We start from the raw sequence: 25396 nt of genomic DNA, 5'->3' as shown, positions 1-25396 counted from the left end.
TATCCCTTTGTTCGACTAATACTTGTTGTTGTGTATATGTCTGCTTAATACCTAAAATATATGGCTTTAGGGTTTGGCATTCGTAAGGATTCAGGTCTAAAATTGAGGAACTAGAGAAGGGCGAGACTGAGAATTAATAGAGTCAGCAATTAGTGCTTGTACAAAAAAATCAATAACAGACAGACTTTGACGACGACAGGTTTGAACCACCGTCAACAAATTGGCAGTATGTTGAAACCGCTCCATCGAACGGGAACCACCACTAACTTTACGTTTTGTCACAGCCAAACGCAGCGATCGCTCGGCTTGATTGTTATCAGGAGGAACTTCAGGGTTGTCAAGGAAATACCACCATTGGGAGGCTTTATCGCGCAAGGAACGTAAAAGGTTTCCTGCTGTAGCTCCGGCTAAGTTAATCCAGTCATCAAGTGTTTGTTGCAATTTAGATTTGAATTGATTGACCCAATCGTTATAACTGGCGCAGTCAAGAGTCTCAAACCATTGGGCATAATTTCCAAAAGCTTCATCAATTAAATCCACAAATGCTTCACCAATAGCTTGGTTGTGAAGACCTGGAAGTTGAATTAGTTTTTTGAAGTGACGGCGTAGATGAGCCAAACATTTCTGCTGCTCAGGCACCGCATAGCCATTGTAAACACTAAAATCATCGCTGCTGATTACCCCTGTATATTTAGCCCCTAAAATGGCTTCTAGTTCTGCTCTGGAACGAGTGTCAGCAGCAGTAAACAGGCAAAACTCAGAATTGGCAACTACCCACAACCATTCTTTAACTCCCTTGACAGACCAAGGTGTTTCATCCACATGAATGTTAGGTTGTGTCTGTTTTACCCAATTACTTAACTCAGTAATGCTTGGTTGAATCGCTGTTTGAATTCGTTCATTTGTGGTGACTAAAGTTCCCAGCCCAATTTCAATTTGACCTAACTCCCACAACATTTCTTGCTGTTTTTCATAGGGCATATGTGCATAATTATTTGCCCATCCTAAAAATGCCTGTAAAGAAATCCCTAAATCCTGTCCTGGGATGATATCTTGTGACCAGGAGGCTGTTTGTATATTGCCACAGTACTCACACTGGCACGTATGGCGTTGATACTCAACTATTTCAATGGGACGCTCCACTAGTTGCGCTACAGACTGTTTTTCTACTTTTACTGCCACAGCCGCAAACGCTTTTTGACCACAACAGACACAATCACTTGGACGTAAGATTTCACAACGATCTACTCTACCAAAACCCTTACGGGTCTTACCTTGATGCCCTGGTTGCCCACCTGGCTTTCTTTTGGGATGATTTGATTCTTCTTGCGGTGCTGCTTTTTTTGTTTTCACTCTTTTTGAGGATGTCCCCTGATGGCGGCTTAGATGAGGTTTTGCTGTCTAAATCTCTGCTGACTTTTAAACGTTCTATTTCTTGCTGTAGTTCTAATACTGTTTTCTGTAATTCACCTATTACCTTGCTCTGCTCAATGATTATCTCTACCAGTTCTTGTTTCGATAACTGGTTCAAGCTTTCCCGGTCTAAATCTTGAGGCAGGTTTTGGTTCATATCTGTGATACTCCTCCTCAAGCGATCCCTTTGTCAATACTCTGCCACCTGAATCCTTACGTTAGTCTGCCACCAGCATAATCCAAATATGCAAATTTGCAAGCTGAATAAATTGGTAAGTTTTCTGTCTGAACACGACAAGTAAAAGTCCATTCTGAAATTTCGCTATACGTTGTCCCTTTAGGCCATTTCTCGTCAACAGCAATTTGTGTATAGATGTTGTTCAGCCGCTTTCTTTTTTCTGCTCCATCAACTTCTAAAAAGAAGCCATGCTCTCCCTGAGTGGATAGCTTCTTATACATACTCGCTAAAAAAACTGTCTTGCCAGATCCAGATGGGCCTAGCATAATTATTGTGTAAGTATTCAAGATTTTCTCCAGTTAGATAAGTACTTGTGATTTCATGACAAGACTATCTAGAAGCTTTACCAAACTGCTAAATCCAGATATTATTGCCAACCATCAACAATTTTCGATCATATAATGTTAAAATGCCTCAGTAATTATCCTTAGCCAAAAGTACAGGAAACCCTTAGTAAGGCTTATCTGAGCAGAAACAATTTATCCTCTAAATAATCTCTTCGTGTATTGATTTTTACTTTATAAATCAAAAGCGATCGCCCTTTCTCTCTTCCTTTGCGTGAAATAAAAAAGCGATCGCTTTTTTCTCAATATCTAACTAAATCACGTCTTTGGACTTGTACTAAAATGGAATCCATTCCAATTTATCAATCCATTCTTCGGCTTCAGTAGCTTCCCAAACAAACACAAGTTCTTGCGCTATCCTTCCTATTGGTGTGCGAGGACGTAACCACAGTAAACCCCAAATATGTTCACCTTTAGCCCAATGTGTTTCTAAATGTCCTGGCATACTAGCACGATTATCTGTTACCAAAATTCTTTGAGATAATTTCAGATAAAGCAAAACATCAGGATCTAAAGTACCTGTTGCTGGTGCATTGTCTTCACCCACACGCACAATATCTATCTCAGGATTCAACCTTAAAACCGCTAACTTTAAACGTGGAGGCAAATTCTCATCTAATAAAAAACGTACCTTCACAACTGATTTACCTGCTGTTCAGATTTTGTAAGTTTCAATTTTCTTAAGCGTTCTGCTAAAGGTGAGGGATGAGCAATTGATTTTTGATAACGTTCTTCTCTCCACTTTGCCAAGCGTGAAATATAGGTATCAATTTCAGTGCGATTATGTAAATAATAAGTAATAGTCGCGTAAATTTGCTCTAAGCTGATATCAGGTAAGTTCGCAGCTATTTCTTCTGGTGTATATCCTTCTAAATAGTAATCAATTACATTGTCTATACCAACGCGGTGTCCTTTGAGGCGAATATCATCAGATGAGAGAAAGTCAAAATAATCTTCTAATTGCATGACTCTACCTTCAATAAAAAGGTTTATTTTGTTGATTATTTTAGCTTAATTAAGTGATTTGAACCTTTTATATGAGCCTCTTCGTGAAATAACAACGACAAGAATTTGTCACTTAGAGGAAAAGACCGTGAAACATAAAGTTCCACGGCTGTAAGTGTGTGTGAGGAGCTTAACTACAGATCATCATAAAGTAGGCGATCGCAAATAATACGCTCGTAACAGTTTTGGTAACAGAATTTTTACGGATGACCAATTTTTACTGTCAGTAGACCGAAAAGTTTGGCGATCGCTAAAAAATAGTAGTCTGTGATACCGTTTTTGGAGAAAAGTGCAAAAGCTGAAAGACTTGAATAAATGATAACTTTAGCTTATTAAAATCCTCCAAATACCAAGCAACTAACATCAGCCAGACGGTAAATAAACTTCGCAGGCTACCCCATAGTTGCGGTCTACTGCTTGGCGTAAAAATTCAAGCATTTGTTTGAGAGTAAATAAGTGAGAAAAAACTTGTCTAGTACTTCTTTTTAAACGACTGAGATAATGCCATACTAAATAAATCCAAATATTAATAATTAAAAAAGCTAGACCAACAAACAGAAGCCGAATAATGGGATTTTTGATAGTAGTTTTAATCCGGCATTGATTTTTCATCCGATAGCTGCTTTCAATTCCGAAACGAAGACGATAGTCGTATAGTTAAACGGCTCCACCTGCTGTATTTCCTCCATCAAGCAATAAACAACTTCCCGTTGCATATTGAGAATGAGCTAAAAAGTAAGCAGCTTCAGCCACTTCTTGTGCTGTAGCAAAACGTTTTAGAGGAACAACACTTTCCCATTGCGCTCGTTCGGCTTCATCTACTTCAGCAATCATCGGTGTTGTTACAACACCAGGACAAAGTACATTTACTCGTACACCTTCGTGAGAATGGTCTAAAGCCATCGCTTTAGTAAGTAACACAACTCCACCTTTAGAAGCACAATAGGCAGCGATATTACGTCCTCCTGTAACACCTAAATCCGAAGCCACATTCACAATCGACCCTGACTTTCGAGGTAGCATATGACGTAATGCTGCTTGATTAACTAAAAATGTACCTTTGAGATTGATATCAATTATGCGATCCCAAGCTGCTTCATCAGTATCCAAGATAGTTCCTGAATGAAGAACCCCCGCTGCATTGATAACCACGTCGATTGTCCCCCATTGAGAAATCGCATGTTCCATCAATTTCTCAACTTCCTCTGCAATAGAAACATTGGTAGGGATAATTGAACAATCGCCCCCAAATTCTTTGATTTCTTGCTGCACTTTTATCAGTGCCTCTAATCGCCTTGCCGCGATGGTTACTTGATAACCTTTCTGTGCAAATAAAATTGCAGTTGCTCTACCAATCCCAGAATTCCCACCTGTAATAATTACGCCTGCCATAAGCTACTTATTAATAAAAAATTTCATACTCAAAAAATAGACTTTTGAAATTTGCCACCGCAGGCAACGTGTAAGATTGATTCAAAAAAAATTTTGCGATTACGTAAGCTGCTTTATCCTCTTCCATTTTTGGGGCAACCCAATCAGCTTCATCTTTCATTACTTCATCTTTCATTAATATATGTGCATTGCCCATAACCACACCTAAACCAGTATAGCGAATTATTTCTAAGTCGCACTATTTGTACTAACGCTTCCCCTGCTACTTGCAATTTTTCTGAGGTATCTAAATCAATAAGCGATGAATCTCAACCATATTTAGCTTATTGCTTATAATTTTTTTGCTCATAAATGCTTTATGCGATAGTATGAGTAAATAAAAAGCAAACATCTGCTAGTAAGATTAATAAAATGAATAGTTAATTTACAAAAATAATTTTTTCTTTAAATTAATTATACAAAATTCACAAAACTTTTCAGAATAGATAGATAGAAATAACATAATTGACAAAATATTCTAAATTATTAGATAATAATCAAACATAGAAATAAATAATTATCTTACAATTTTAAGATAGTTTTTTGGTAAGAGTTCAGTCACTTTGATGCTAGTCTGAGAGCGACTTTCAGATTTAAATATATTTAATCGCAATAAACTGCGAAATAATAGGCATTTTATTATTGTTGTTGAGAATTACAGAAATCACTTCTAACGCTTATTTTGTAAAGCTTTTAGCGATTTTTTAGATGACCTTAATCCTTCCGTTTTTGGAGCATCAGTGATGGTGATTTTAACAGCAAAATCTTTTCTTAGCCAACAAGAATTTGACAACTATTTTAATTTTTCTGTGCTAGATAAAACAGTAGAAATATCTTGCCGTTTAGCGTATGAACGTCCCGATGTTTTTTACTTATTTATGCAGCGATATACTTATTTTAATGGAGTCGCTGGTTCATGTGTTGCAAGATTAGCAAGTTCAATTGGTTTATCGCGTGAATTTTTTCGAGAACCAAATTGTTCAATTGACGATGAAGCAGACCGAGGAATGGAGGTTGCTGCAAAAGTTTTAGAGGCTGCTATTGAGGAACATTCTGATAAACATCAAAAATATTTTGCACATCGCACTTTAGCACAAGCAACTCTAAAAGCTATTGGTAGCTATGCTTGTTTGAATGCACAACAAAGGAATGAATTTGCTAAAACGCCTGATTGGCTAGCAACCTTAATCAATCAGTTTGTAGAAGGATACCAAGGAATTCCAGGTAATATTGAGGCGCTAATAAAATCTATAGGTTTCCACATCGCCTCGGAAATACTTGCTCACCGTGAATACTCAATTATTGATAAAATTGTACGTCAGGAAAATTCGGGATTAGCATTTGATAAATACTTAAAAGATACCAATGGGAAAATAGATTTTTCTAGTAAAAAAATTAGTTCTTGGTATTGGGTTGTTATTCATGGTAATTATAACAATTATGGTGTTGACAAAAAACATGCAGATGCTGCTTTAGAAGCTTTGAACTTAGCAATAAGATATTTGAGCCATATTCAAATAGATGTTCAAGAGCTTGCATTTATTGGCTTCCGTGACTTTGTAAATATTCAACAAAATTTCTTTCAAAAAGCACAACAAGAATGTTTGGAATTTTGTTTTAATAGCAAATACAGATAAGATTGCGATTAATATTGCAGCAAGAGACTATTATCCTGAAATTTAAGGATATTGATGAGGTAATTGAGCGGGCAAATAACACCATGTATGGACTCGCCGCCGCCGTGTGGACTCAGGATATTACTAAAGCCCATGCGATCGCAAATAATGTGCGTGCTGGTACTGTGTGGGTAAACTGCTACGACGTATTTGACGCTGCTGCACCTTTTGGTGGCTTTAAGCAGTCAGGTATTGGTCGAGAATTAGGTGAGTATGGCTTGCAACAATACACCGAAATTAAAACAGTGACAATCAAACTGTAAGCTGAAACCGCGTGAAGTTAAACCAACAAAGCCTGCGATCGCAGGCTTTGTTTTTCAGTTATTTGATGGTTGAAATGCACATAGGGTATATCAGCGTAAATCACCTCTGCCAGGGTTTTTGGTGCGTTAAGGCTGATGGCGAACATACCCTTAAATTTCAAAATTACGAATTACGAATTACGAATTACAAATTATTTTTACACTTTCAAAAACCAGCGTTGGCGATACATAATTACCGCAACTACCCACCAAAATAAAACGGTGACAAGGGCAAATAATAGTGAACCGTTGAAAGTTCCAGCCCAGGAAGCGAACACATTTTGGTAAATCCAATCGTAGGTAGTGGGAGCATTATCACCAGTACCGATGTTGGTTCTCACGAAGATTTTAATCAGTAAGACTGAAGCAACGAAAAGCGCGATCGCATTTAGTCCCATAATCTCAAATGGTTTACTCCAGCGACGTATCTGCCTAACTTCGATGAGTTCGTAACAAGTGGCTAACAAAAGCAACGCCCAACCGCTAGTAAAGACAACATAGGAACTCGTCCAAATTTTTTTGTTGATGGGAAATGTCCATCCCCACGCCCAACCTACAATTAAGCAACCAATACCAAATAAAGCTAAACCAATACTTATACGTGATTGTACTGTTTGAGAACGTATCCAATTACCTGCAAAGTAGCCAGCTAATACGCTAACAATTGCAGGAATAGTACTAAAAATTCCCTCTGGATCGCCCATGAAGTTAAAGCCATCACCCTTGTACAGATGTGCTTTCGGTATAATTAAGCGGTCAATATATGCGCCAAGGTTACCTTCCCTGGTGAGAACGCCAGCACCATAACCGGGTACGGGTACATACATCATCGCCAGCCAATAGCCAATGAGTATGGCGGCGGCGAATATCCATTGAGCCTTACGCGGTAACTTCAGGACTATTAAGGAAGCAAATAGATAAGCCAAACCGATGCGTTGCAACACTCCCATCAACCGGATGCTACTGAAATCAAAAGTCCAAATACCCTTATTCCAAAAGCCGTTGAGCAATAAACCCAAAGCGAAGAGAATTGCCGCACGGCGCAAAATCCGCCAGTAAACTGCCGATTGTGGTTTGTCGCCTTCGGTGTATTTTGACAGCGAGAAAGTCATCGCCACACCAATAATGAATAAGAAGAAGGGAAACACCAAATCCGTTGGTGTGCAGCCATTCCATGCAGCATGGTCTAAGGGAGGATATTTATCATCAGCAACTCCCGCCATATTGACGAGAATCATTCCGGCGATAGTAATGCCACGAAAAACATCTAGTGAGGTCAGGCGCATAAACAGAAATTTGTCTTTAGAGATCTAACATTACTCCTGCTAGTGCTGACGAGCAAGGAAAATATCTAGACAAACACAGAAGTTAAAATTTTTTAAACTCAAATTCAGCTATGCCGGGATTTTTGCACAGATAAAGCTACGCTGATTTTGTCATCCAGGTAAAAGTTGCGATCGCATCACATTTTCCACTCCACCAAGAACTCTCAGGCAAACATTGAGCGTCAAGCCAAAATCAGAATATGTTTGCTAGAGTCTAGCTCCCATAAGGCTTTTAAGGAAATATCTAGCAGTACTCCAGTTACAAAACTAAACAAAATTCTCTGCAATCAATTAGAATCCCTAATAGTGTTTGAAACTTGAGTATTAATTTTTTTTAAGACTATGCCAGTTAAAGTTGGAGATACTGCTCCTGATTTCAGCTTACCTGCTCAAAATGGTGAAACCGTTAACCTGAGAGATTTTCGCGGTAAAAGTGCTGTTGTGCTGTACTTTTATCCCAAGGATGATACACCGGGATGTACGGCTGAATCTTGTGCTTTTCGCGATCGCTATGAAGTGTTTAAAAATGCTGGCGCTGAGGTGATTGGCGTGAGTGGGGATTCTAATCAATCACACCAGCAATTTGCTGCCAAGTACAATTTACCGTTTATTCTACTGAGTGACAAAGGCGACAAAGTTCGTAAGGAATATGGTGCAACAGCCGCCTTTGGTTTATTACCTGGACGAGTCACCTATGTAATTGACCAACAGGGAGTTGTGCAATATGTTTTTGATTCGATGTTTAACTTTCAAGGCCATGTTGACGAGGCTTTGAAAAAGCTGCAGCAACTGCAAGCTGTCTAAGCGACTTCAAAAAATCAATTATTCAGCTTGAAGTTTTTGACTGTTGACTGTTGACTGTTGACTGTTGACTGTTGACTGTTGACTGTTGACTGTTGACGGTTAACTGTTGACGGTTAACTGTGAACTGTCAGCAGTCAACCGTCAACAATTCTTAAAAAGAGAGAAGGACAAGGGGAAACACTCCCTTGTCCTTCTTATATTGCTTGTCTTGTTATCCTCCGTGCCTGACGTTGCTGTTATATTTCTTAGTAACCAATCCCCGGTTGCTCATTTAGCCAAAAACGGTTTTTCGGAAATGACAAAATTAGCATTAGCTGTCTTGCCATTTTTACCATTGCTATGACCGTTGGTATGGCCGTTATTATGACGTGGTTGAATTACACCGTAACCACCGTGGTTACGTTCATAAATGACGTTAATTTCACCTGTTTCAGAATTGAGGAACATATAAAAGTCATGTCCTACCAGTTGGAGTTGTTCCAACGCTTCTGTAACAGTCATTGGCGGCATTGAGAAGTACTTGGTGCGGACAATCTCATTGGGTAATTCTGGAGTGCGATCGCCAATTAAATCTGCAACTACTGGTTGGGGAACTACTAACTCATTAGTAGGTTGACTCTGAGTTTTCTTATCATGTCGTCTTTCTTTATACTTACGCAGTTGACGAGCAATTTTATCTGCTACCAAGTCAATACTGGCATATAGATTCTCGCTGCTTTCCTCGGCACGGATGACGTTACCATTGGCATAAATAGTCACTTCAGCCGCCTGTCTGGGGTTAATTCGGGGATTGCGAGCTACGCTTAAATGCACATCCACTTCATTGGTGATGTTCTGAAAGTGACTAACTGCTTTTTCGATTTTTTGATGCACATATTCCCGAATCGCATCGGTAATTTCAATATTTTTGCCGTGGATGACAAGCTTCATGTAAACTCTCCCGCTCAAATATTTAATATGAATTGGTTTGGTTTTGTAACGAAATTGCGGTAAGGTCTATCACTGCCGCCAATACAATATTTGAAGTTTTTTATGTACTACCGTTACGCCTACCATCATCATTGTTGTATCTTCGTTTATGATTGCGCGTTCCACTTAATGATTTTCTCTATCTCTGCATCGGTTGATAACTGGTTGTCAGGCAATTAGTTAACCAAAGCGAGATACCTGTATTGAGGTAGTCTGAGCAGCTTATCCTTTACCTGCTGGGAATTTTGGAACAATCTTTACATAAATAGAAGTAGTTGTTCCGCTAATATTACAGGTAGTTTGCTCACGTGGGATAGAGAATATTTGTGTTGTCGATGCAAACAATTTATTTAGACGTCATCAGCCAGTGCATTTCTTCTTCTTGTGTTGGCGTGATGCTTATTGCAGAAGATTCCTCCTAGAACCATTCGAGGTTATATATTCAAACTAGCACTTTGTATTTTCTAAAGCCAATTCCCTTGATGTTCCTTTAAAATCCTTTGCATAGCTTGACAATTGTTGACTCAAACCAGTCTACTTGCAATATATTTCGTTCCAAAACCAGTTGATTTTTGCTCTAATCCGTAGTAAGCAAATGCATCATCATCGTTGTTTGTTATATAACCAGGGATTACTGCCTTATATTGAGGCGCTAGAATGGCAACGTTCGCTGATGAGCGATCGCATCCAAAATCCTCAGCTCGATGACGTGCTAATTTTGCTAGAGCATCCTCCTGTCTATACTTTGGGACAAGGAGCTAAATTAGATTTTCTCAAATTTGACCCTGAGCAAACTAAATTTGAAGTCCATAGAATTGAACGTGGCGGCGAAGTTACTTACCATTGTCCGGGTCAACTCGTAGGGTATCCAATTTTAAATCTGCAACGCCATCAAAAAGACTTGCATTGGTACTTGCGCCAACTAGAAGAAGTTTTAATTCGGGTACTAGCCGTTTACAATTTGCAAGGCGAACGAATTCCCGGTTTTACAGGTGTTTGGGTAGAAGGACGTAAAATTGCAGCGATTGGTATTAAAGTCAGCCGTTGGATTACAATGCACGGCTTTGCTTTTAACGTCTGTCCTGAGATGACAGGCTTTAGTCAAATTGTCCCCTGCGGTATAGCCGATAAACCTGTAGCCAGTCTAGCTGCATGGATTCCTGACATTACCTGCGAACAAGTACGTCCCCAGATAGCAAAGTCCTTTGCGGAAGTTTTTGCAGTGGAATTGGTTGAGTCCGTAGACAAGGAATTATTTTCAGTATCCTGACTTTCATATCTTGGTCTCTTTAACAAGCACGAATAATAATATCATTGATGATATATATCATGTATGATAAGTTATTGGCATGTGCTGGAATGTTGAATTACATCCTTTATTTGCACAGGAATTCTTAGAGTTTGACGAAGCGGTGCAGGATGGTTTATTAGCCGAAATAGTCTTGTTGGAAAAGTATGGGCCTCTGCTAGGTAGACCCCATGTAGACACACTTAAAGCTTCTAAACACGCAAATATGAAAGAGTTGCGATTTACAGCAGATAATGGTGTGTGGCGCGCGGCCTTTGCCTTCGATCCGCACGCAACGTCAAGCCATTGTACTGGTCGCTGGCGATAAATCTGGGACGAGTGAAAAACGATTTTACAAGCAACTGATCAAAAAGGCCGATGAACGCTTTGACAATCATTTGACCCAGTTACAAGAGGAAGAACAATGACTAAAGGGAAAATCTTACAAAGTATATGGGATAATTTGCCAGAAGACCGTAAGGAGCGCATACAGGCGCGGGCGGAAGAAATAGAAGTAGAATATCTCACCTTGCAGGAGCTACGAAAAGCAGCAGGACTAACACAAGCGGAAATTTCTAAAAACTTAGAAATGCCACAGTCGAACGTGTCACGTCTGGAAAGAGAATCGGATATGTTACTTTCCACTCTCCAAAACTATATTGCCGCGATGGGCGGCAGTCTCATTATTACCGTTGAGCTTCCAAATAAGCCACCTGTTCGCCTCAATATGCTAAGTGACCTTGTAGACAGCTAACTATTTCCTGTTAACTCCCATCCTACGAGTACTCCTGGGGAAAATTCGCAGAGTAGGTGCTATGCATCTACATCCCTAAGCCCCACCTGGGCAATACTCACATATTTGTGTTTTAGTGGTTATTGCTAGAGAATTATTAATTTTCTAAGAATAATGGAGGATGACGATATGAGGATTGCTATGATTTCAGTCTAAGGCTCAATGTCCAAGTTAGAATATGATTGTTTATCAACAAAATATACTAACTTTTCGCTTTATTCTACTCTAAATTTAGCGTGTGAATTATCCAGGAAATGTAAATATATATGCCCCGGCTATCACTTCTTTGGAAGAACGGGACTGGAAAGCAATGACAGAATTGTTTGACAGGGAAGATAGTGAAGAAATTGAAGCGGATATTATGAAAAGCTTGCTCTTCATGATACCTGAACCTTGTTGGGGAGACGATCCTTTTGACTTTCTACGTGAATATCTTTAAGTATTACTGAGTACTGAAATAATTAAGAAAAATTAAATTAAAATCTATTTTTACGGTATGCGATCGCTGCAACACAGCACTGGTTATTTTAATTCTTAATCGAGTATTGAGTTATGATAAATAAAATCAAAAAATCCCAGCATTTCTTTACGATTTATTTTTAGCTGGCGGTTTATTACTCAGTAATTTACAGCTTACCTGCATTGAGACGGCTGAGGAAAGTACGCAGGCGATCGCTTTGGGGATGAGTCAAAACTTCATGGGCTACACCTTGTTCTACTACCAGCCCTTGATCGAGAAATACCACCCGATGGGCTACTTCTTTCGCAAATTGCATTTCGTGGGTAACAACCACCATTGTCATGCCTTCTGCGGCTAATTGTTGCATGACTTGCAAAACTTCCCCGACCAACTCTGGATCTAAAGCACTGGTAGGTTCATCAAATAGCATAATCTGAGGATTCATACATAAACTGCGGGCGATGGCTACTCGTTGTTTTTGTCCCCCAGATAGTTGCTCAGGATAGGCAGATGCTTTATCAAAAAGACCGACTTTTTCCAGATACAATCCTGCTAATTGGGTGCTTTCTTTTGGTGTTTTCCCTAAAACTTTGCGGGGGGAGAGTGTCAAATTCTCCAGTACACTGAGATGAGGAAATAGGTTAAATTGCTGGAAAACCATCCCTACTTGGGTTCTGAGTTCTCGCAATTGAATATAGCTAATTTCAGGCTGAGATAAGTCGATACCGTTAACGACTAAACGCCCATGATTTATACTTTCTAAACGATTGAAACATCGTAGTAAAGTGCTTTTACCACAGCCAGAAGAACCAATCACCGCAACCACTTCTCCCCGGTTAATTTCGCCGGAGATTCCTTTGAGAACTTTTAGTGAACCAAAGCTTTTTTCGATATTTTCAAAAATAATTGCAGGTGTGGAATTATTCATAAAAGTTAAAGGTAAAGAGTCAAAAGTCGCAGAGAGGCGATTAATCGCGTCTGTCATCAAAATTCAAGGAAAATAAATATGGCTGGATTTGCTTGGTTACGTTGGCTAAACTCTTTTGTGGCTACAGCTTTAAGTTTATTGTTACTTGTAGGCTGTAGTGTTAATCCTAGTGTAGGAAAAACTCTGCGGATAGCTAATGAACCAGCATTTCCACCTTTTGAGTTTCTGGGAACTGGCGGTAAATCGCAAGGTTTTTCTATTGATTTGATGAATGCGATCGCAACTGCGGCTAATTTTAAAATTAATTTTCAGAGCATACCTTTTGATGGCATTATCCCCGCTTTGCAAGCCAAAACGGTAGATGCGGCGATTAGTTCAATTACGATTACTGAGGAAAGAGCAAAAACTGTTTCCTTTTCCCGTCCTTATTTTAAAGCTGGGTTAGCGATCGCTATTCGCACCGACAATCAAGATATTACTAATTTTGATAGTCTCAAAGATCAAAGAATTGCTGTACAAATCGGCACTACAGGCGCAAAAAAAGCTGAGGATATTCCCGGAGCAAAAATTCGCAGTTTTGATTCTGCACCTCTAGCCCTGCAAGAGTTAGCGAATGGTAACGTTGATGCAGTAATTAACGATGCCCCAGTTACTTTATACGCCATTAACACAGGAAATCTTAAGGGGCTGAAAGTAGTAGAGCAATTGCTCACAGAAGAATATTACGGCATTGCCACACCAAAAAACTCACCCAATCTGGCATTAATCAACGATGGGATTGATAAAATTCTGAAAAATGGCATTTATGCCCAAATTTACCGAAAATGGTTTAAAGCTGAACCCCCAACCTTACCAGCTACAACAAACTTTAAAAACCAAAATAATGCAACATCAGGAATATTTGCCTCATTTAATGTGATTTTGCAGGCTTTGCCCACTCTTTTACAAGGAGTCTTGGTAACACTGCAACTGACAATACTTTCTGTAGTGCTGGGTTTAGTAGGTGGTTCCCTGATTGGTATTGTCCGCCTTTCCCGGATTAAGCCTGTGCGTTGGCTAGCAAGGGCCTATGTGGATTTCTTTCGCGGAACTCCCTTACTCGTGCAGATTTTTATGATTTATTTTGGCATACCTGCGATCGCGCAAGAATTGGGTCTTACTTTCTCATTTGATCGCTTAGTCGCTGGAGTAGTTGCATTAACATTAAATAGCGCCGCCTACATTGCAGAAATTGTCCGCGCGGGAATTCAATCAATTGAACCAGGACAAGCCGAAGCCGCACAATCTCTCGGATTGAGTGCGGTACAAACCATGCGCTATGTAATTTTTCCTCAAGCTTTGCGGCGGATGATTCCACCTTTAGGTAATGAATTTATTAGTTTATTGAAAGATACTAGTTTAGTTGCAGTTATTGGTTTTGAGGAATTATTCCGTAAAGGACAATTGATTGTTGCAAATAACTATCGCGCCTTTGAAATTTATATAGCTGTTGCTATTGTTTATCTATGCTTAACGCTGCTTTCCTCCCAAGCATTTAGTCGTTTAGAAGCATGGATGAATCCGGTGAAACGCTAATAATTACTAATTCGTAATTCGTAATTCGTAGTTCCTAATTACAAGATAAATTATACTAATTCCAATAAACACCGAGCAATAATCAGCGTTCATCGGCGTTTATCTGCGGTTAAATATCCGTATTTTCTAACTACTCAACTGCGCCGAGAATTTTTAAAGTTGCTTTTTGGGTAGTAGTTAAACCTGTGATACCTTGAATGTTCATTCCTTCATAAGGACGAGGCGATCGCAAAATTTGCAAGCATTCCCCTGTAGCGATATCCCATAGGCGAATTGTCTCATCTTGGGAACCACTGGCTAAAATTGGTCTATGAGGATGAAATGCGATCGCCCAAATCCAATTACTATGTCCTCGCAGTGTTTTTAAACATTCGCCTGTCTGAGTATCCCAAAGCTTGACAGTTTGGTCGTGGCTGACACTAGCAATCATCTCCCCATTGGGACTAAACTTCACATCGGTAACGTTAGCTTCATGTCCCTGGGATGTTTGCCAACTGTTCCCTGTGCTAAGATCCCAAAACTTAATTTTGTATTCTTTATCCCCAGTCACTAAAATTTGACTATTGGGACTGAAAGCAATTGACCCGATAAAACCATATTGTCCTGGTAATACTTGAATCAGTTCCTTTGTATTTGCATCCCATAAATGAATGCTATCTTCACTCATACTAGCTAAAAATTTACCATCAGAACTCCAGGTAACTGAAAATATCCAGCCATTATGTCCTTCTAAAGTTTTGAGACATTGTCCTGTGTTTATATCCCATATTTTGATCATCTTGTCTGCGCCTGCGCTAGCCAGAGTTTGATCGTCGTGGCTATAGGACACTGCAAAGATAAAACTATTATGTTCTGCTAAAATTTTGAGACATTCTCCAGTTTGGACATTCCAAATCCGAATTGTGCTATCTACGCTACTACTTGCCAATGTTTGCCCATCGCTACTGTAAGCTAAAGCCATAACATCGCGAGAATGATCGTACAAACTTTTTAAGCAATTCCCATCTGGAAAATCCCAAAATCTAATTGTATTTCCTGTATTACTAACCAAAGATTGACCATCGGGATGGAAAACTACTGAGCCGATTAAACTGGGATATCCTTGTAAGGTTTTGATGCATCGTCCTGTAGATACTTCCCATAATCTAATACTTTGGTCTTCAGAACCACTAGCAATAATTTTCCCATCGGGACTAAAGTTAACTGACCAAACACGAGTTGTGTGACCTAATAAAGTTTTAATACACTGTCCTGTGTTGACATCCCATAAACTAATTACAGGGGCTTCACCTGCGATCGCCAAAGTTTGCCCATCTGGACTAAAAGCTATTGACCATACGATATCTATATGCGGCCCTTGTAAAGTTTTCTTGCATCTACCCTTATTGACATCCCAAAGTTTTACAGTTTTGTCTTGGCTACCACTGGCCAGAATTTTGCCGTTAGGGCTGAAGCTAACTGACCAAACTGCTTGAGTGTGTCCCTTTAGGGTATGAAGACAATCACCAGTACTCAAATCCCAGAGTTTCACTGTTGCATCTTCACTTCCACTAGCAAGAATTTGCCCATTGGAACTAAAAGCCACCCCACCAATTTTGCTTTCCTGTTGTTCCAGCGTTTTTACACAATCACCAGTACTAATATCCCAAATTTTGATTGTTTGTTCTGTTCGACTACAAGCTAGTAGGGTGCAATCTGGATTAAAGCTGGATAACCAACCGCGTATTTCATCTTGTTGTACAGTATGTAGGCATTGCCCTGTTTCTACATCCCAAAGTTGAATAATGCCGCGATCGCAGCAGCTTGCTATAGTTTTACCATCTGAGGTGAAGTTAATTTGCCAAACCCAGGCAGTATGTCCTTCTAAACTCCGCAGTTGTTGACCATCTTCTAGATTCCACAGGTGTACTCTGCCATGAACATCACCAGATGCTAAAATCTGACCGAGAGGACTGAATTTTACTACGACAATTTTTACCAAAGCCTCATTAAAAGCTGATTTTTTTAAATTGGTATTTTGCAAGTTAACTTGATGCAAATTTACATCTTTGAAGTAAGCTTGCCAAATAGTTAAACCAGAAAAATTCCAGCCTGTAAAATCAATATTTAGCTGACGCAGTAGGTTGATAATATTACCAGCAGCATATCCAGGCTTTGTAGAAAAATTTTCTTGTAAGATGACAATCAGTTCTTTTAGTCGGGTTTCAATTGCTGAGGGAGTTGTGAAACGAGTTTTTAATCGATTCAATATTGGTTCGACAATTACCCACCTTTGACTTTCTCTGACATAATCTTTAGCTGTCGCTGTCATTAAAGCATAGGAATTAAATAATGCAATTTCTCCGGAATTTATTTCACTACATACCTGTTTAATCAATTGGTCTGTGACATACTCCATGACTACAGGTTGTTGAGTATAACTACCTGAGTGTTTTTCAATTAGCGTTCGCCCTTGCAAAGATAACAATACTTCTAGCAATTCCCGCTTCGAGATTCTCGGGACAATATCTGCTTGTAATTCCGTGATGGTTACCCATTCTCGTTTTACGGATAGCCAGTACATCACTTGTTTTTCGTTGGGTGACAAGCGATTAAACTGTTGCTCTAATATTTCTCTAATATCACCAAAAACTACTGGAGCTTGCTGCAGAAATTGTAAAATATTGCCATCAAATAAATATTGAATTGTTGTGGCAACGATTTTTAAAGCTAGGGGATTACCTGTATAGCGCTGAATTAAACTATCACGTTCATCAGTGGCATTGACTAATCCTTTAATGCTGAGAATTTGCTGGGATTCCGCTAAAGACAAACCAGTTAATTGCAGCGATCGCACTGGTAAATTAGCACCTTCTCTAGCTGTAAACCCAATGGGTTTTTCGCGGCTAGTAAATAGCAGACAACTTTGATGGCGTTCATCACCTACCCTGCGTAAAAGCTGCCCATATCCCTCATATCCCGAACGATAGTAACCAGAAGCTTTGCCACTTTCTAAAATTGATTCAGCATTATCTAAAACTATTAGGCAACGTTGAGAACGGAGATATTTCATTAAACAATCAATATGCCCCTCTACAGTTTCTGGAATATTAGCTTCTTGCTGTTGAGAAAGAAATAAAATGATATTTTTCAGCAGAGACATGATCGGTGGCGCATTTCGCAAACTGCGCCAAATTACGTAATCAAAATCATTTTGTAGCTGTTGGGCTAATTTTACAGATAAAGCTGTTTTACCCACTCCTCCCATACCTAGCAAAGCTACTAAACGGCATTTTTCTTGCACAATCCATTGCTGTAGTTGAGCGTGCTCTAGTATGCGTCCATAGAAGATAGAAACATCAATAGCTTCGCCCCAATCTTGTTGTGGGCCAGTTTGAGGGGTTGGTTTCATAGCTACGGAAGATACTTGTAATTCGCTTTGCGGAAGCGTAGTATAACGCCGTCTCAAGACAGATTTGATATTACTTTTATTGACATTCTCTCCCAAGGCTTTAGAGAGAGTTTGCCACAACCTAAAGCCTACATCTCGGATGTAATCATCATCATAACCTGAGCTTTGAGCTATCTCTGCATAAGTGTAACCTTCCCAAGACTGGCGGAGGACTAACTCTTGAATATCACTTAAATGCTTGTGCTGTAACACTAGATCTAAAACTAGCATTGCTTGTTCAAAAGTCAAATCTATGGCTCCCAAAGGCTGTAAGAAATAGATAACCCCAGTTATTGACGATGGGATTTCATTTATAAAGCTGATTTTAAGGCTATTTACTTTTTTCACTGCCTTTATTGGGATTTACCTGATTTTTTCTGATTTTTCCTGACTTTAGGTATAGAATCTGGGTAATAGGGTATAGAAGCTAGGGGGTAGCAGTAGGGAAGGGTCAGTACTCGTAATCATCAGGGTTGGAGCCAAATACCAGGTATCGCTCACCCCAGAAAAATGTGCTGACTCAGGATGATGGCCTAGAGTCGATCGCAACCAAATCATACAAATTCAGTATACAGATCACTACATAGGGGAAGAAATAAAACTAAAATTTAAAACAGTGTAAAAGCTTGAAATTCAATACTTTTGCATTTCATTTAGTGGTATTAGCCCCTACCCTGTATTGTCATTTTTATGCATGATGAGTTTACGCGGTTCATGCTAGTTAGAAAAAGCTAGCTCATGGGAATACTGAGGTTATCAAAGCTATCAAAAATTACAACTTTGCAGATGAGGTAAATACGCATGATTGCAGGGCTGGATTTAGAATGCAGAATTTTAGGATATCGAGTGGTAGAGCAACTGCACTTTAGTTCCAGGACAATTGTCTATCGAGGTATTCGAGTTAACAATCAGCAACCTGTAATCATCAAATATCTCAAATCTAGTTACCCAAGTTTTCACGAACTGTTGCAATTTCGCAATCAATATACAATCGCCAAAAATCTGGACTTCCCTGGTGTAGTACGCCACTACAGTCTGGAAGCATATCGCAATAGCTATATATTAGTGATGGAAGATTTTGGTGGCATTCCGTTACGAGCTTATACCAAAAAACAGCCACTAGAAGTAAGTGAATATTTAGCGATCGCACTACAAATCGTTGAGATTTTACATAATTTACATCAGCATCGAGTTATTCACAAAGACCTCAAACCTGACAATATTTTGATCAATCCTTCCTCTAAAGAAGTAAAGCTGATTGATTTTAGTATTGCTTCGTTGCTACCAAGAGAAACTCAGGAAATTAAAAACCCCAATGTTTTAGAAGGAACCCTCAATTATATTTCTCCAGAGCAAACTGGGCGGATGAATCGCCGGATTGACTATCGCAGTGATTTCTATTCTTTGGGGATTACTTTATTTGAACTCCTGACAGGTGAACTTCCGTTTCAGTCTGATGATCCAATGGAGTTGATTCACTGTCATATTGCGAAAATACCTGCGGTATTGGGGAACGGGGAAAGGGAAGAAAGACCGCAGGTACTTTACGATATTGTGAGTAAGCTGATGGCGAAAAACCCTGAAGACCGCTATCAGAGTGCTTTAGGGTTGAAATTTGATTTAGAAAATTGCTTAGAACAACTGCAGAAAACAGGTAAGGTTGTAGATTTTATCATTGGTAACCGGGATGTATGCGATCGCTTTCTCATCCCAGAAAAACTCTATGGTAGGGAAACCGAAGTTCAGCAGTTGCTAGATGCATTTGAGCGGGTAGCCCACAAAACCAATGCCAGAAGCGAACTGATGTTAGTCGCAGGTTTTTCGGGTATTGGCAAAACTGCGATCGTCAATGAAGTCCACAAGCCGATTTTACGGCAAAGGGGTTATTTCATTAAAGGTAAATTTGATCAGTTCCAACGGAATATTCCCTTTTCGGCATTTGTGCAAGCATTACGCGATTTAATGGCACAATTACTGACAGAAACAGATAGCCAATTAGAGCAATGGCAAACTAAAATTTTGGCGGCATTAGGAGATAATGCACAGGTAATTATTGAGGTGATTCCAGAATTAGAAAAAATTATTGGCAAGCAACCTCCATCAGTAGAACTTTCTTTCGATGCAGCCCAAGTTCGCTTTAATTTATTGTTTCAAAAGTTTATTAGAGTTTTTACTACTCCCAAACATCCCTTAGGAATTTTCTTAGATGATTTGCAATGGGCAGACTCAGCATCGCTTAGACTCATGCGCTTGTTAATAGGTGAAGCAGAAACAGGTTATTTGCTATTAATTGGTGCTTACCGCAATAACGAAGTCTCAACTGCTCATCCACTGATGTTGGTTTTAGATGAGATTCACAACTCTCCGGCAATTGTTAACACTATTACCTTGTCACCTTTGCAATTATGCGATTTAAATCATTTGATTGCTGATACCCTCAGTTGTCCTGATGGAATTGCCGCACATCTAGCAGAGTTAGTTTACCAAAAAACCAAAGGAAATCCTTTTTTTGTTAAACAATTTCTCAAAGCATTATATGTAGATAAATTGATTAACTTTAATATTAATACTGGTTGCTGGCAAGGTAATATCGCCGAAATTAGAGAATCAGCCTTGACTGATGATGTTGTTGAATTTATGGCACAGCAGATTCAGAAATTACCCGCAGCTACCCAAACAGTTTTAAAACTGGCTGCTTGTATTGGTAATGATTTTGATTTATCCACCTTGGCAATTGTTTATGAAAAATCTGAATCAGAAACAGCCGCAGATTTATGGCAAGCACTGCAAGCAGGGTTAATTTTACCTACTAATGAAGTTTATAAATTTTTTCAAGACTGCGATTGTCAAAATGCAACATGTCCATTACCCATGAGCGGTAATCCATTAGCCCATTACAAATTTTTGCACGATCGCGTCCAGCAAGCAGCTTATTCTCTAATTCCCGAACCACAAAAACAACTGACTCACTTCCACATTGGTAAACTACTACTAAATAAAACTTCTGTTGCAGAACAAGAGGAAAAATTATTTGAGATTGTTAACCAATTTAATATTGGTAAAAATTGGATTGGTCAAGATATTCACTATACCCAACTAGCTCAACTTAACTTAAAAGCTGGCAAAAAAGCGAGAACCGCCACTGCCCATACAGTAGCTTTAGAATATTTCACTACAGGGATTAACTTATTGCCCAAAAATCAATGGCAAACCCAGTATGAATTAACTTTAGCACTGTATACAGCAGCTACCGAAGCCGCGTATCTAAGTAGTAACTTAGAGCAAATGACTAATTTGGCAGATGTAATTTTAGCAAGTGCTAACAGTTTATTAGATAAAATCAAAGCCTATGAAATTCAAATTCAAGTACTACAAGCCCAGAACCAACCCTTAGCAGCAGTAAAAATTTCCCTGAAAATTCTTGGACTTTTGGGCATCAATTTTCCAGAACAACCTAGTGAATTAGATATTGCACAAGCACTGCATCAAACAAAAAAAATTTTAGCAGGTAGACAACCATTAGATTTAGTCAATCTGCCCCAAATGACAGAACCAGAAAAATTAGCTGCCATCAAAATCATGGCGGCGGTTTCTTCTTCTACTTATATTGCAGTGCCGCAATTATTTCCGTTAATTATTTTAGAGCAAGTTAACTTATCAATTACCTACGGTAATACGCCATTTTCTCCTTACAGCTATGGCTGTTATGGGCAGTTATTATGTGGAGTCCAAGGAGATATTGACTCGGGCTATCAATTTGGCAAACTAGCACTGAAATTACTCGAAAACTCCCATATCAAAGAACAAACAGCTAGAACCTATGGAGAAGTTTGTCTGGGTACATTACATTGGCAAGAACCTGTAATCAACAGCTTACCATTACTAAAAGCAGGCTACCAAAGTGGTTTAGAAACTGGCGATTTAGTCTGGACTAGTATTTGCGGCATTATTTACATTATGCATTCTTGGCTAGCAGGTCAAGAGTTGAACGATATCAACCGAGATGCTACTGCTTTTTGTACCCAGTTAACTCAGCTCCAGCAAGCAGCACTAGTCAATCAAATTGCAATTTTTCAGCAAAGCATTGTCAATTTATTAGGAGATAATACTGAAGTTTGGCGATTTGAGGGCGATGCTTTTCATGAAGCTCAAATGTTACCAATTCTGGAACAGGGAGGTGATCAAACAGCCCTGTGCTATTTCCATTACCAAAAACTTTTTCTGTATTATTTATCTGAGGAGTTTCAGTCAGCAGTAAACGCTGCGATCGCTACAGAAAATTACTTGGGTGCAGCTACCGGATTGTTTATCGTTCCTAGCTTCTATACCTACGATTCCCTGGCACATCTAGCAATTTATCCGCAAGTTTCTGCAGCAGAAAAACAACGCATTGAACAGCGAGTCAAAAGCAACCAAGAAAAAATGCAGAAATGGGCTAATTCATCCCCAGGAAATCATCTGCATAAATTTTATTTAGTGGAAGCAGAACGCCAGCGCGTTTTACATAACAAAGCTGCAGCTATTGAATTATATGATTTGGCAATTTCCACAGCCAAAGTCAATAATTATCCCCACGAAGAAGCCCTAGCCAACGAACTTGCTGCTAAATTCTATTTAGCATGGGGGAAAAATAACATTGTTCAAGAATATTTATTAAGCGCTTACTATGGTTATGCGCGTTGGGGTGCAACTGCCAAAGTTAAACAACTGGAACAAAACTATCCGCATTTTCTGATTCCCATTTTGCAACCAGACAGCATCAATTTTTCATCTGATGTCACGATTCCATTAGCAGAAATGGTATCTTATTCAAATGACAGTCATCATACAAAATATAGTAGCAATAGCGTATCTGCTGCCTTAGATTTAGCCACTGTCTTGAAATCTTTTCAGATGTTAGCAAGTGAAATTCATCTGAACAAATTGCTCTCTACATTATTGCAAGTAGTATTAGAAAATGCTGGGGCAGATAAATGTGTTTTATTACTACAAAAACATGGCAAGCTCACTATTGAAGCCACAATTGCATTGGGACAACAATCAGCAGTCCTGCAATCACTTCCCCTAGAAAACAGTCAAGAAGTACCCGTGGGCTTGATTAATACTGTCAAAAGAACCTTGACAGCTGCAGTATTAATTGATGCCATCACTCATCCTTTATTAACAGCCGATCCCTATATTTTCCGTTACCAGCCCAAGAGCATATTATGTACGCCAATTATGTATCAGGGTAAACTTTTAGGGATTTTATATTTAGAAAATAAAGAAGCCACAGCCGCCTTTACTAGCGATCGCGTGGAACTCCTAAATTTACTTTGTACTCAAGCGGCGATTTCCTTAGAAAATGCCCACCTTTATCAACAAGCTCAACTTTACAGCCAGCAGTTAGAGCAATTCCTCGATGAACTCAAAGCAAGTGATACCCGCTTCCAGAACCTTGCAAATAACATCCCGGGGATGATTTACCAGTTTCATTTAGCAGCTGATGGTTCTACATCTACGCCCTATGTCAGTTCTGGCTGCTACGAAATCTATGAGGTGTCAGCAGAGGATGTGATGTCAGGTAAAGAAAACCTGTATAAAATGAATTATCCTGACGATATGGCACAGGTTGCCGAATTAATAACTCATTCTGCCCAAAATTTAACGCCATTTCAACATGAATGGCGGATTATCACACCTTCTGGTATCATCAAATGGATTCAATCTGCGGCGCAACCCCAGCAGCAACCTGATGGCTCAATTATGTGGGATGGGATTGTGATCGATGTTAGCGATCGCCATTTAGCTGAAGAAAAAATCCGCGCCCAAGAACAATTTCTCCGCAGTATCTACGATGGTGTGGATCATCCGATTTTTGTCATTAATGTCACACCAGAACAGGAATTTTTCTATGCAAGTTGGAACCCAGCCGCAGCCAGGATTGCAGGTGTAGTAGCAGCGGAAGTGATCGGCAAAACTCCCGAACAAATTCATGGTGAGGTAGAAGGCGCTGCAGTGAGACAACATTTTATCAGTTGTATTAAAGCAGGAACTAGCATCGCCGTTGAGCAATGTCTTACCTTTGATAACGAAATAACTTGGTGGCTGACAACCTTTAATCCCCTGCGCGATCGCACCGGAAGAATCCATCAATTAATTGGCACAGCGATTAATATTAGCGCCCAGCAAGCTGCACTTCGTGAACGCAAACGAGCTGAAGCCCAAGCACAGCAAAAAGCCCAAGAATTAGAAACAGCCTTGCAAGATTTGCAACAAACCCAACTACAAATGGTGCAAAGTGAGAAAATGTCTGCCTTGGGAAACCTGATAGCGGGTGTTGCTCATGAAATTAATAATCCGGTGGGATTTATCGTCGGTAACTTGCAACCTGCGCGAGATTACATTAACGATGTGTTAGGAATACTCGATTTGTATCAGCAGCAATTTCCCGATCCTGGTGCAGTCATTACCGATGAAATAGAAGCCATTGATTTGGAATATATACGTGAAGACTTACCCAAACTCATTGACTCCATGAAACTTGGTGTCGATCGCATCCGCAATATAAGCATCAGCCTGCGAAACTTTTCTCGCGCCGATAAAGATTACAAAATTCCCTTTAATCTTCACGAAGGTCTCAACAGTACAATTTTAATTCTCAAACATCGCCTCAAAGCTAACGAAAGCCGAACTGCAATTGAAGTAATCACAAATTACGGCAATTTACCCGAAGTCGAATGTTTTCCCGGACAACTCAACCAAGTGTTTATGAACATTTTGGCAAATGCCATTGATAGTTTAGAAGAATTTAACCAGCAACGCGCCCAAGGTGAATTTCGCCCCCATTCTCACCAAATCACCATTAAAACTGCATATATTCCCCAGAGTGATAGTGAATCTACTCCCCATGTGATCATTCGCATCAAAGACAACGGTACAGGAATGACACCAGAAGTCAAAGCCAAAGTCTTTGATCACCTATTTACTACCAAAGCCGTTGGTAAAGGCACAGGTTTAGGATTAGCGATCGCCCGCCAAATCGTCGTAGAACGACATGAAGGTACAATCAGCGTAGATTCTGTTCTCGGAGAAGGTACAGAATTTACCATCAAGCTGCCTGTAAATGCCTCTTAATTTTGTCATTTGTCATTTGTCATTTGTCATTTGTCATTTGTCATTTGTCATTTGTCATTTGTCATTTGTCATTTGTCATTTGTCATTTGTCATTTGTCATTTGTCATTTGTCATTTGTCATTTGTCATTTGTCATTTGTCATTTGTCATTTGTCATTTGTCATTTGTCATTTGTCATTTGTCATTTGTCATTTGTCATTTGTCATTTGTCATTTGTCATTTGTCATTTGTCATTTGTCATTTGTCATTTGTCATTTGTCATTTGTCATTTGTCATTTGTCATTTGGTATTTGTCATTTG

19 protein-coding genes and 2 pseudogenes are annotated in these 25396 nt (G+C 39.3%); 9 read left to right on the top strand and 12 right to left on the bottom strand.

Features of this window, described 5'->3' with window-relative positions:
• Positions 1-96: 96 nt before the first annotated feature.
• From tnpC to HG267_RS15480, 7 genes and pseudogenes are all read right to left on the bottom strand, one after another.
• Positions 97-1570, bottom strand: a pseudogene (tnpC, locus tag HG267_RS15510) (IS66 family transposase).
• A 56-nt stretch (positions 1571-1626) separates the two neighbouring features.
• The gene (locus tag HG267_RS15505) at positions 1627-1938 is read right to left on the bottom strand and encodes an ATP-binding protein (RefSeq protein ID WP_255325268.1); all 312 of its coding nucleotides are present in this window, start codon (positions 1936-1938) and stop codon (positions 1627-1629) included.
• 334 nt (positions 1939-2272) lie between these two features.
• The gene (locus HG267_RS15500) at positions 2273-2632 is read right to left on the bottom strand and encodes a DUF5615 family PIN-like protein (RefSeq protein WP_045872027.1); all 360 of its coding nucleotides are present in this window, start codon (positions 2630-2632) and stop codon (positions 2273-2275) included.
• The gene (locus HG267_RS15495; protein ID WP_045872028.1) at positions 2629-2961 is read right to left on the bottom strand and encodes a DUF433 domain-containing protein; all 333 of its coding nucleotides are present in this window, start codon (positions 2959-2961) and stop codon (positions 2629-2631) included. The genes HG267_RS15500 and HG267_RS15495 overlap by 4 nt, the downstream gene beginning before the upstream one ends.
• Before the next feature lie 402 nt (positions 2962-3363).
• Positions 3364-3612 (bottom strand): hypothetical protein, encoded by a 249-nt coding sequence (locus HG267_RS15490; protein ID WP_228045583.1) that lies wholly within the window; start codon positions 3610-3612, stop codon positions 3364-3366.
• Between the two features lie 45 nt (positions 3613-3657).
• Positions 3658-4392, bottom strand: a complete 735-nt coding sequence (locus HG267_RS15485; RefSeq protein ID WP_045872029.1) for an SDR family NAD(P)-dependent oxidoreductase — start codon at positions 4390-4392, stop codon at positions 3658-3660.
• A 10-nt stretch (positions 4393-4402) separates the two neighbouring features.
• Complete coding sequence (locus HG267_RS15480; RefSeq protein WP_155539424.1) at positions 4403-4567, bottom strand: hypothetical protein; 165 nt, start codon at positions 4565-4567, stop codon at positions 4403-4405.
• 607 nt (positions 4568-5174) lie between these two features.
• On the opposite strand from HG267_RS15480, the gene HG267_RS15475 reads away from it, so the two are divergent.
• Positions 5175-6068: a hypothetical protein gene (locus HG267_RS15475; RefSeq protein ID WP_045872030.1), complete on the top strand. Its 894-nt coding sequence runs from the start codon at positions 5175-5177 to the stop codon at positions 6066-6068.
• A 2-nt stretch (positions 6069-6070) separates the two neighbouring features.
• Positions 6071-6370, top strand: coding sequence for an aldehyde dehydrogenase family protein (locus tag HG267_RS15470; protein ID WP_045872031.1), 300 nt, complete (start codon positions 6071-6073; stop codon positions 6368-6370).
• Between the two features lie 17 nt (positions 6371-6387).
• Here the strand turns inward: HG267_RS15470 and HG267_RS15465 are convergent, their stop codons facing one another.
• Together HG267_RS15465 and HG267_RS15460 are read right to left on the bottom strand one after the other, a co-directional pair.
• Entirely contained in the window at positions 6388-6516 is a 129-nt protein-coding gene (locus HG267_RS15465) for a hypothetical protein (RefSeq protein WP_263420065.1), read from the bottom strand.
• A gap of 51 nt (positions 6517-6567) precedes the next feature.
• The gene (locus tag HG267_RS15460; protein WP_045872032.1) at positions 6568-7695 is read right to left on the bottom strand and encodes an acyltransferase family protein; all 1128 of its coding nucleotides are present in this window, start codon (positions 7693-7695) and stop codon (positions 6568-6570) included.
• A gap of 381 nt (positions 7696-8076) precedes the next feature.
• On the opposite strand from HG267_RS15460, the gene HG267_RS15455 reads away from it, so the two are divergent.
• A complete protein-coding gene (locus tag HG267_RS15455) occupies positions 8077-8538 on the top strand; it encodes a peroxiredoxin (protein ID WP_045872033.1) in 462 nt (153 codons plus the stop codon).
• 267 nt (positions 8539-8805) lie between these two features.
• Here HG267_RS15455 and hpf read toward each other — a convergent pair whose 3' ends face one another.
• Positions 8806-9468, bottom strand: a complete 663-nt coding sequence (gene hpf / locus HG267_RS15450) for a ribosome hibernation-promoting factor, HPF/YfiA family (protein ID WP_045872034.1) — start codon at positions 9466-9468, stop codon at positions 8806-8808.
• A gap of 634 nt (positions 9469-10102) precedes the next feature.
• Between hpf and lipB the strand changes: the two genes are divergently transcribed.
• The 4 genes and pseudogenes from lipB (at position 10103) to HG267_RS15430 (ending at position 12027) form a co-directional block, all read left to right on the top strand.
• On the top strand, positions 10103-10777 hold the full coding sequence (gene lipB / locus HG267_RS15445) for a lipoyl(octanoyl) transferase LipB (protein WP_045872143.1): 675 nt from the start codon (positions 10103-10105) through the stop codon (positions 10775-10777).
• A gap of 79 nt (positions 10778-10856) precedes the next feature.
• Positions 10857-11223: pseudogene (locus tag HG267_RS15440) on the top strand (type II toxin-antitoxin system RelE/ParE family toxin).
• Complete coding sequence (locus HG267_RS15435; protein ID WP_045872035.1) at positions 11220-11549, top strand: XRE family transcriptional regulator; 330 nt, start codon at positions 11220-11222, stop codon at positions 11547-11549. The pseudogene HG267_RS15440 and the gene HG267_RS15435 overlap by 4 nt, the downstream one beginning before the upstream one ends.
• A 277-nt stretch (positions 11550-11826) precedes the next feature.
• Positions 11827-12027, top strand: coding sequence for a hypothetical protein (locus tag HG267_RS15430; protein WP_045872036.1), 201 nt, complete (start codon positions 11827-11829; stop codon positions 12025-12027).
• 187 nt (positions 12028-12214) lie between these two features.
• Here HG267_RS15430 and HG267_RS15425 read toward each other — a convergent pair whose 3' ends face one another.
• Positions 12215-12976, bottom strand: coding sequence for an amino acid ABC transporter ATP-binding protein (locus HG267_RS15425; RefSeq protein WP_045872144.1), 762 nt, complete (start codon positions 12974-12976; stop codon positions 12215-12217).
• A 78-nt stretch (positions 12977-13054) separates the two neighbouring features.
• Here HG267_RS15425 and HG267_RS15420 point away from each other — a divergent pair, with 78 nt between their 5' ends.
• On the top strand, positions 13055-14551 hold the full coding sequence (locus HG267_RS15420) for an ABC transporter permease subunit (protein ID WP_045872037.1): 1497 nt from the start codon (positions 13055-13057) through the stop codon (positions 14549-14551).
• Positions 14552-14681: 130 nt separating this feature from the next.
• Here the strand turns inward: HG267_RS15420 and HG267_RS15415 are convergent, their stop codons facing one another.
• Positions 14682-18230 carry an NB-ARC domain-containing protein gene (locus HG267_RS15415; protein ID WP_081584079.1) on the bottom strand — a complete coding sequence of 1183 codons (3549 nt, stop codon included), beginning with the start codon at positions 18228-18230 and terminating at the stop codon, positions 14682-14684.
• Positions 18231-18782: 552 nt separating this feature from the next.
• Between HG267_RS15415 and HG267_RS15410 the strand changes: the two genes are divergently transcribed.
• The gene (locus tag HG267_RS15410) at positions 18783-25097 is read left to right on the top strand and encodes an AAA family ATPase (RefSeq protein WP_045872038.1); all 6315 of its coding nucleotides are present in this window, start codon (positions 18783-18785) and stop codon (positions 25095-25097) included.
• Positions 25098-25396: the final 299 nt, after the last annotated feature.

This window comes from Tolypothrix sp. PCC 7601 (assembly GCF_025677855.1).
In the GTDB taxonomy this organism is placed as follows: domain Bacteria; phylum Cyanobacteriota; class Cyanobacteriia; order Cyanobacteriales; family Nostocaceae; genus Aulosira; species Aulosira diplosiphon.
The sequence above is the reverse complement of the archived record's forward strand: the minus strand, read 5'-3'. Positions and strand labels throughout refer to the sequence as shown.

What these genes read in the sequence shown, in the direction of transcription:
- HG267_RS15480 (WP_155539424.1), bottom strand. Translation starts at nt 4,567, where the DNA reads ATGAAAGATGAAGTAATGAAAGATGAAGCTGATTGGGTTGCCCCAAAA.
- hpf (WP_045872034.1), bottom strand. Translation starts at nt 9,468, where the DNA reads ATGAAGCTTGTCATCCACGGCAAAAATATTGAAATTACCGATGCGATT.
- HG267_RS15455 (WP_045872033.1), top strand. Translation starts at nt 8,077, where the DNA reads ATGCCAGTTAAAGTTGGAGATACTGCTCCTGATTTCAGCTTACCTGCT.
- HG267_RS15460 (WP_045872032.1), bottom strand. Translation starts at nt 7,695, where the DNA reads ATGCGCCTGACCTCACTAGATGTTTTTCGTGGCATTACTATCGCCGGA.
- HG267_RS15410 (WP_045872038.1), top strand. Translation starts at nt 18,783, where the DNA reads ATGATTGCAGGGCTGGATTTAGAATGCAGAATTTTAGGATATCGAGTG.
- HG267_RS15495 (WP_045872028.1), bottom strand. Translation starts at nt 2,961, where the DNA reads ATGCAATTAGAAGATTATTTTGACTTTCTCTCATCTGATGATATTCGC.
- HG267_RS15425 (WP_045872144.1), bottom strand. Translation starts at nt 12,976, where the DNA reads ATGAATAATTCCACACCTGCAATTATTTTTGAAAATATCGAAAAAAGC.
- HG267_RS15420 (WP_045872037.1), top strand. Translation starts at nt 13,055, where the DNA reads ATGGCTGGATTTGCTTGGTTACGTTGGCTAAACTCTTTTGTGGCTACA.
- lipB (WP_045872143.1), top strand. Translation starts at nt 10,103, where the DNA reads ATGCATCATCATCGTTGTTTGTTATATAACCAGGGATTACTGCCTTAT.
- HG267_RS15435 (WP_045872035.1), top strand. Translation starts at nt 11,220, where the DNA reads ATGACTAAAGGGAAAATCTTACAAAGTATATGGGATAATTTGCCAGAA.
- HG267_RS15485 (WP_045872029.1), bottom strand. Translation starts at nt 4,392, where the DNA reads ATGGCAGGCGTAATTATTACAGGTGGGAATTCTGGGATTGGTAGAGCA.
- HG267_RS15490 (WP_228045583.1), bottom strand. Translation starts at nt 3,612, where the DNA reads ATGAAAAATCAATGCCGGATTAAAACTACTATCAAAAATCCCATTATT.
- HG267_RS15465 (WP_263420065.1), bottom strand. Translation starts at nt 6,516, where the DNA reads ATGTTCGCCATCAGCCTTAACGCACCAAAAACCCTGGCAGAGGTGATT.
- HG267_RS15475 (WP_045872030.1), top strand. Translation starts at nt 5,175, where the DNA reads ATGGTGATTTTAACAGCAAAATCTTTTCTTAGCCAACAAGAATTTGAC.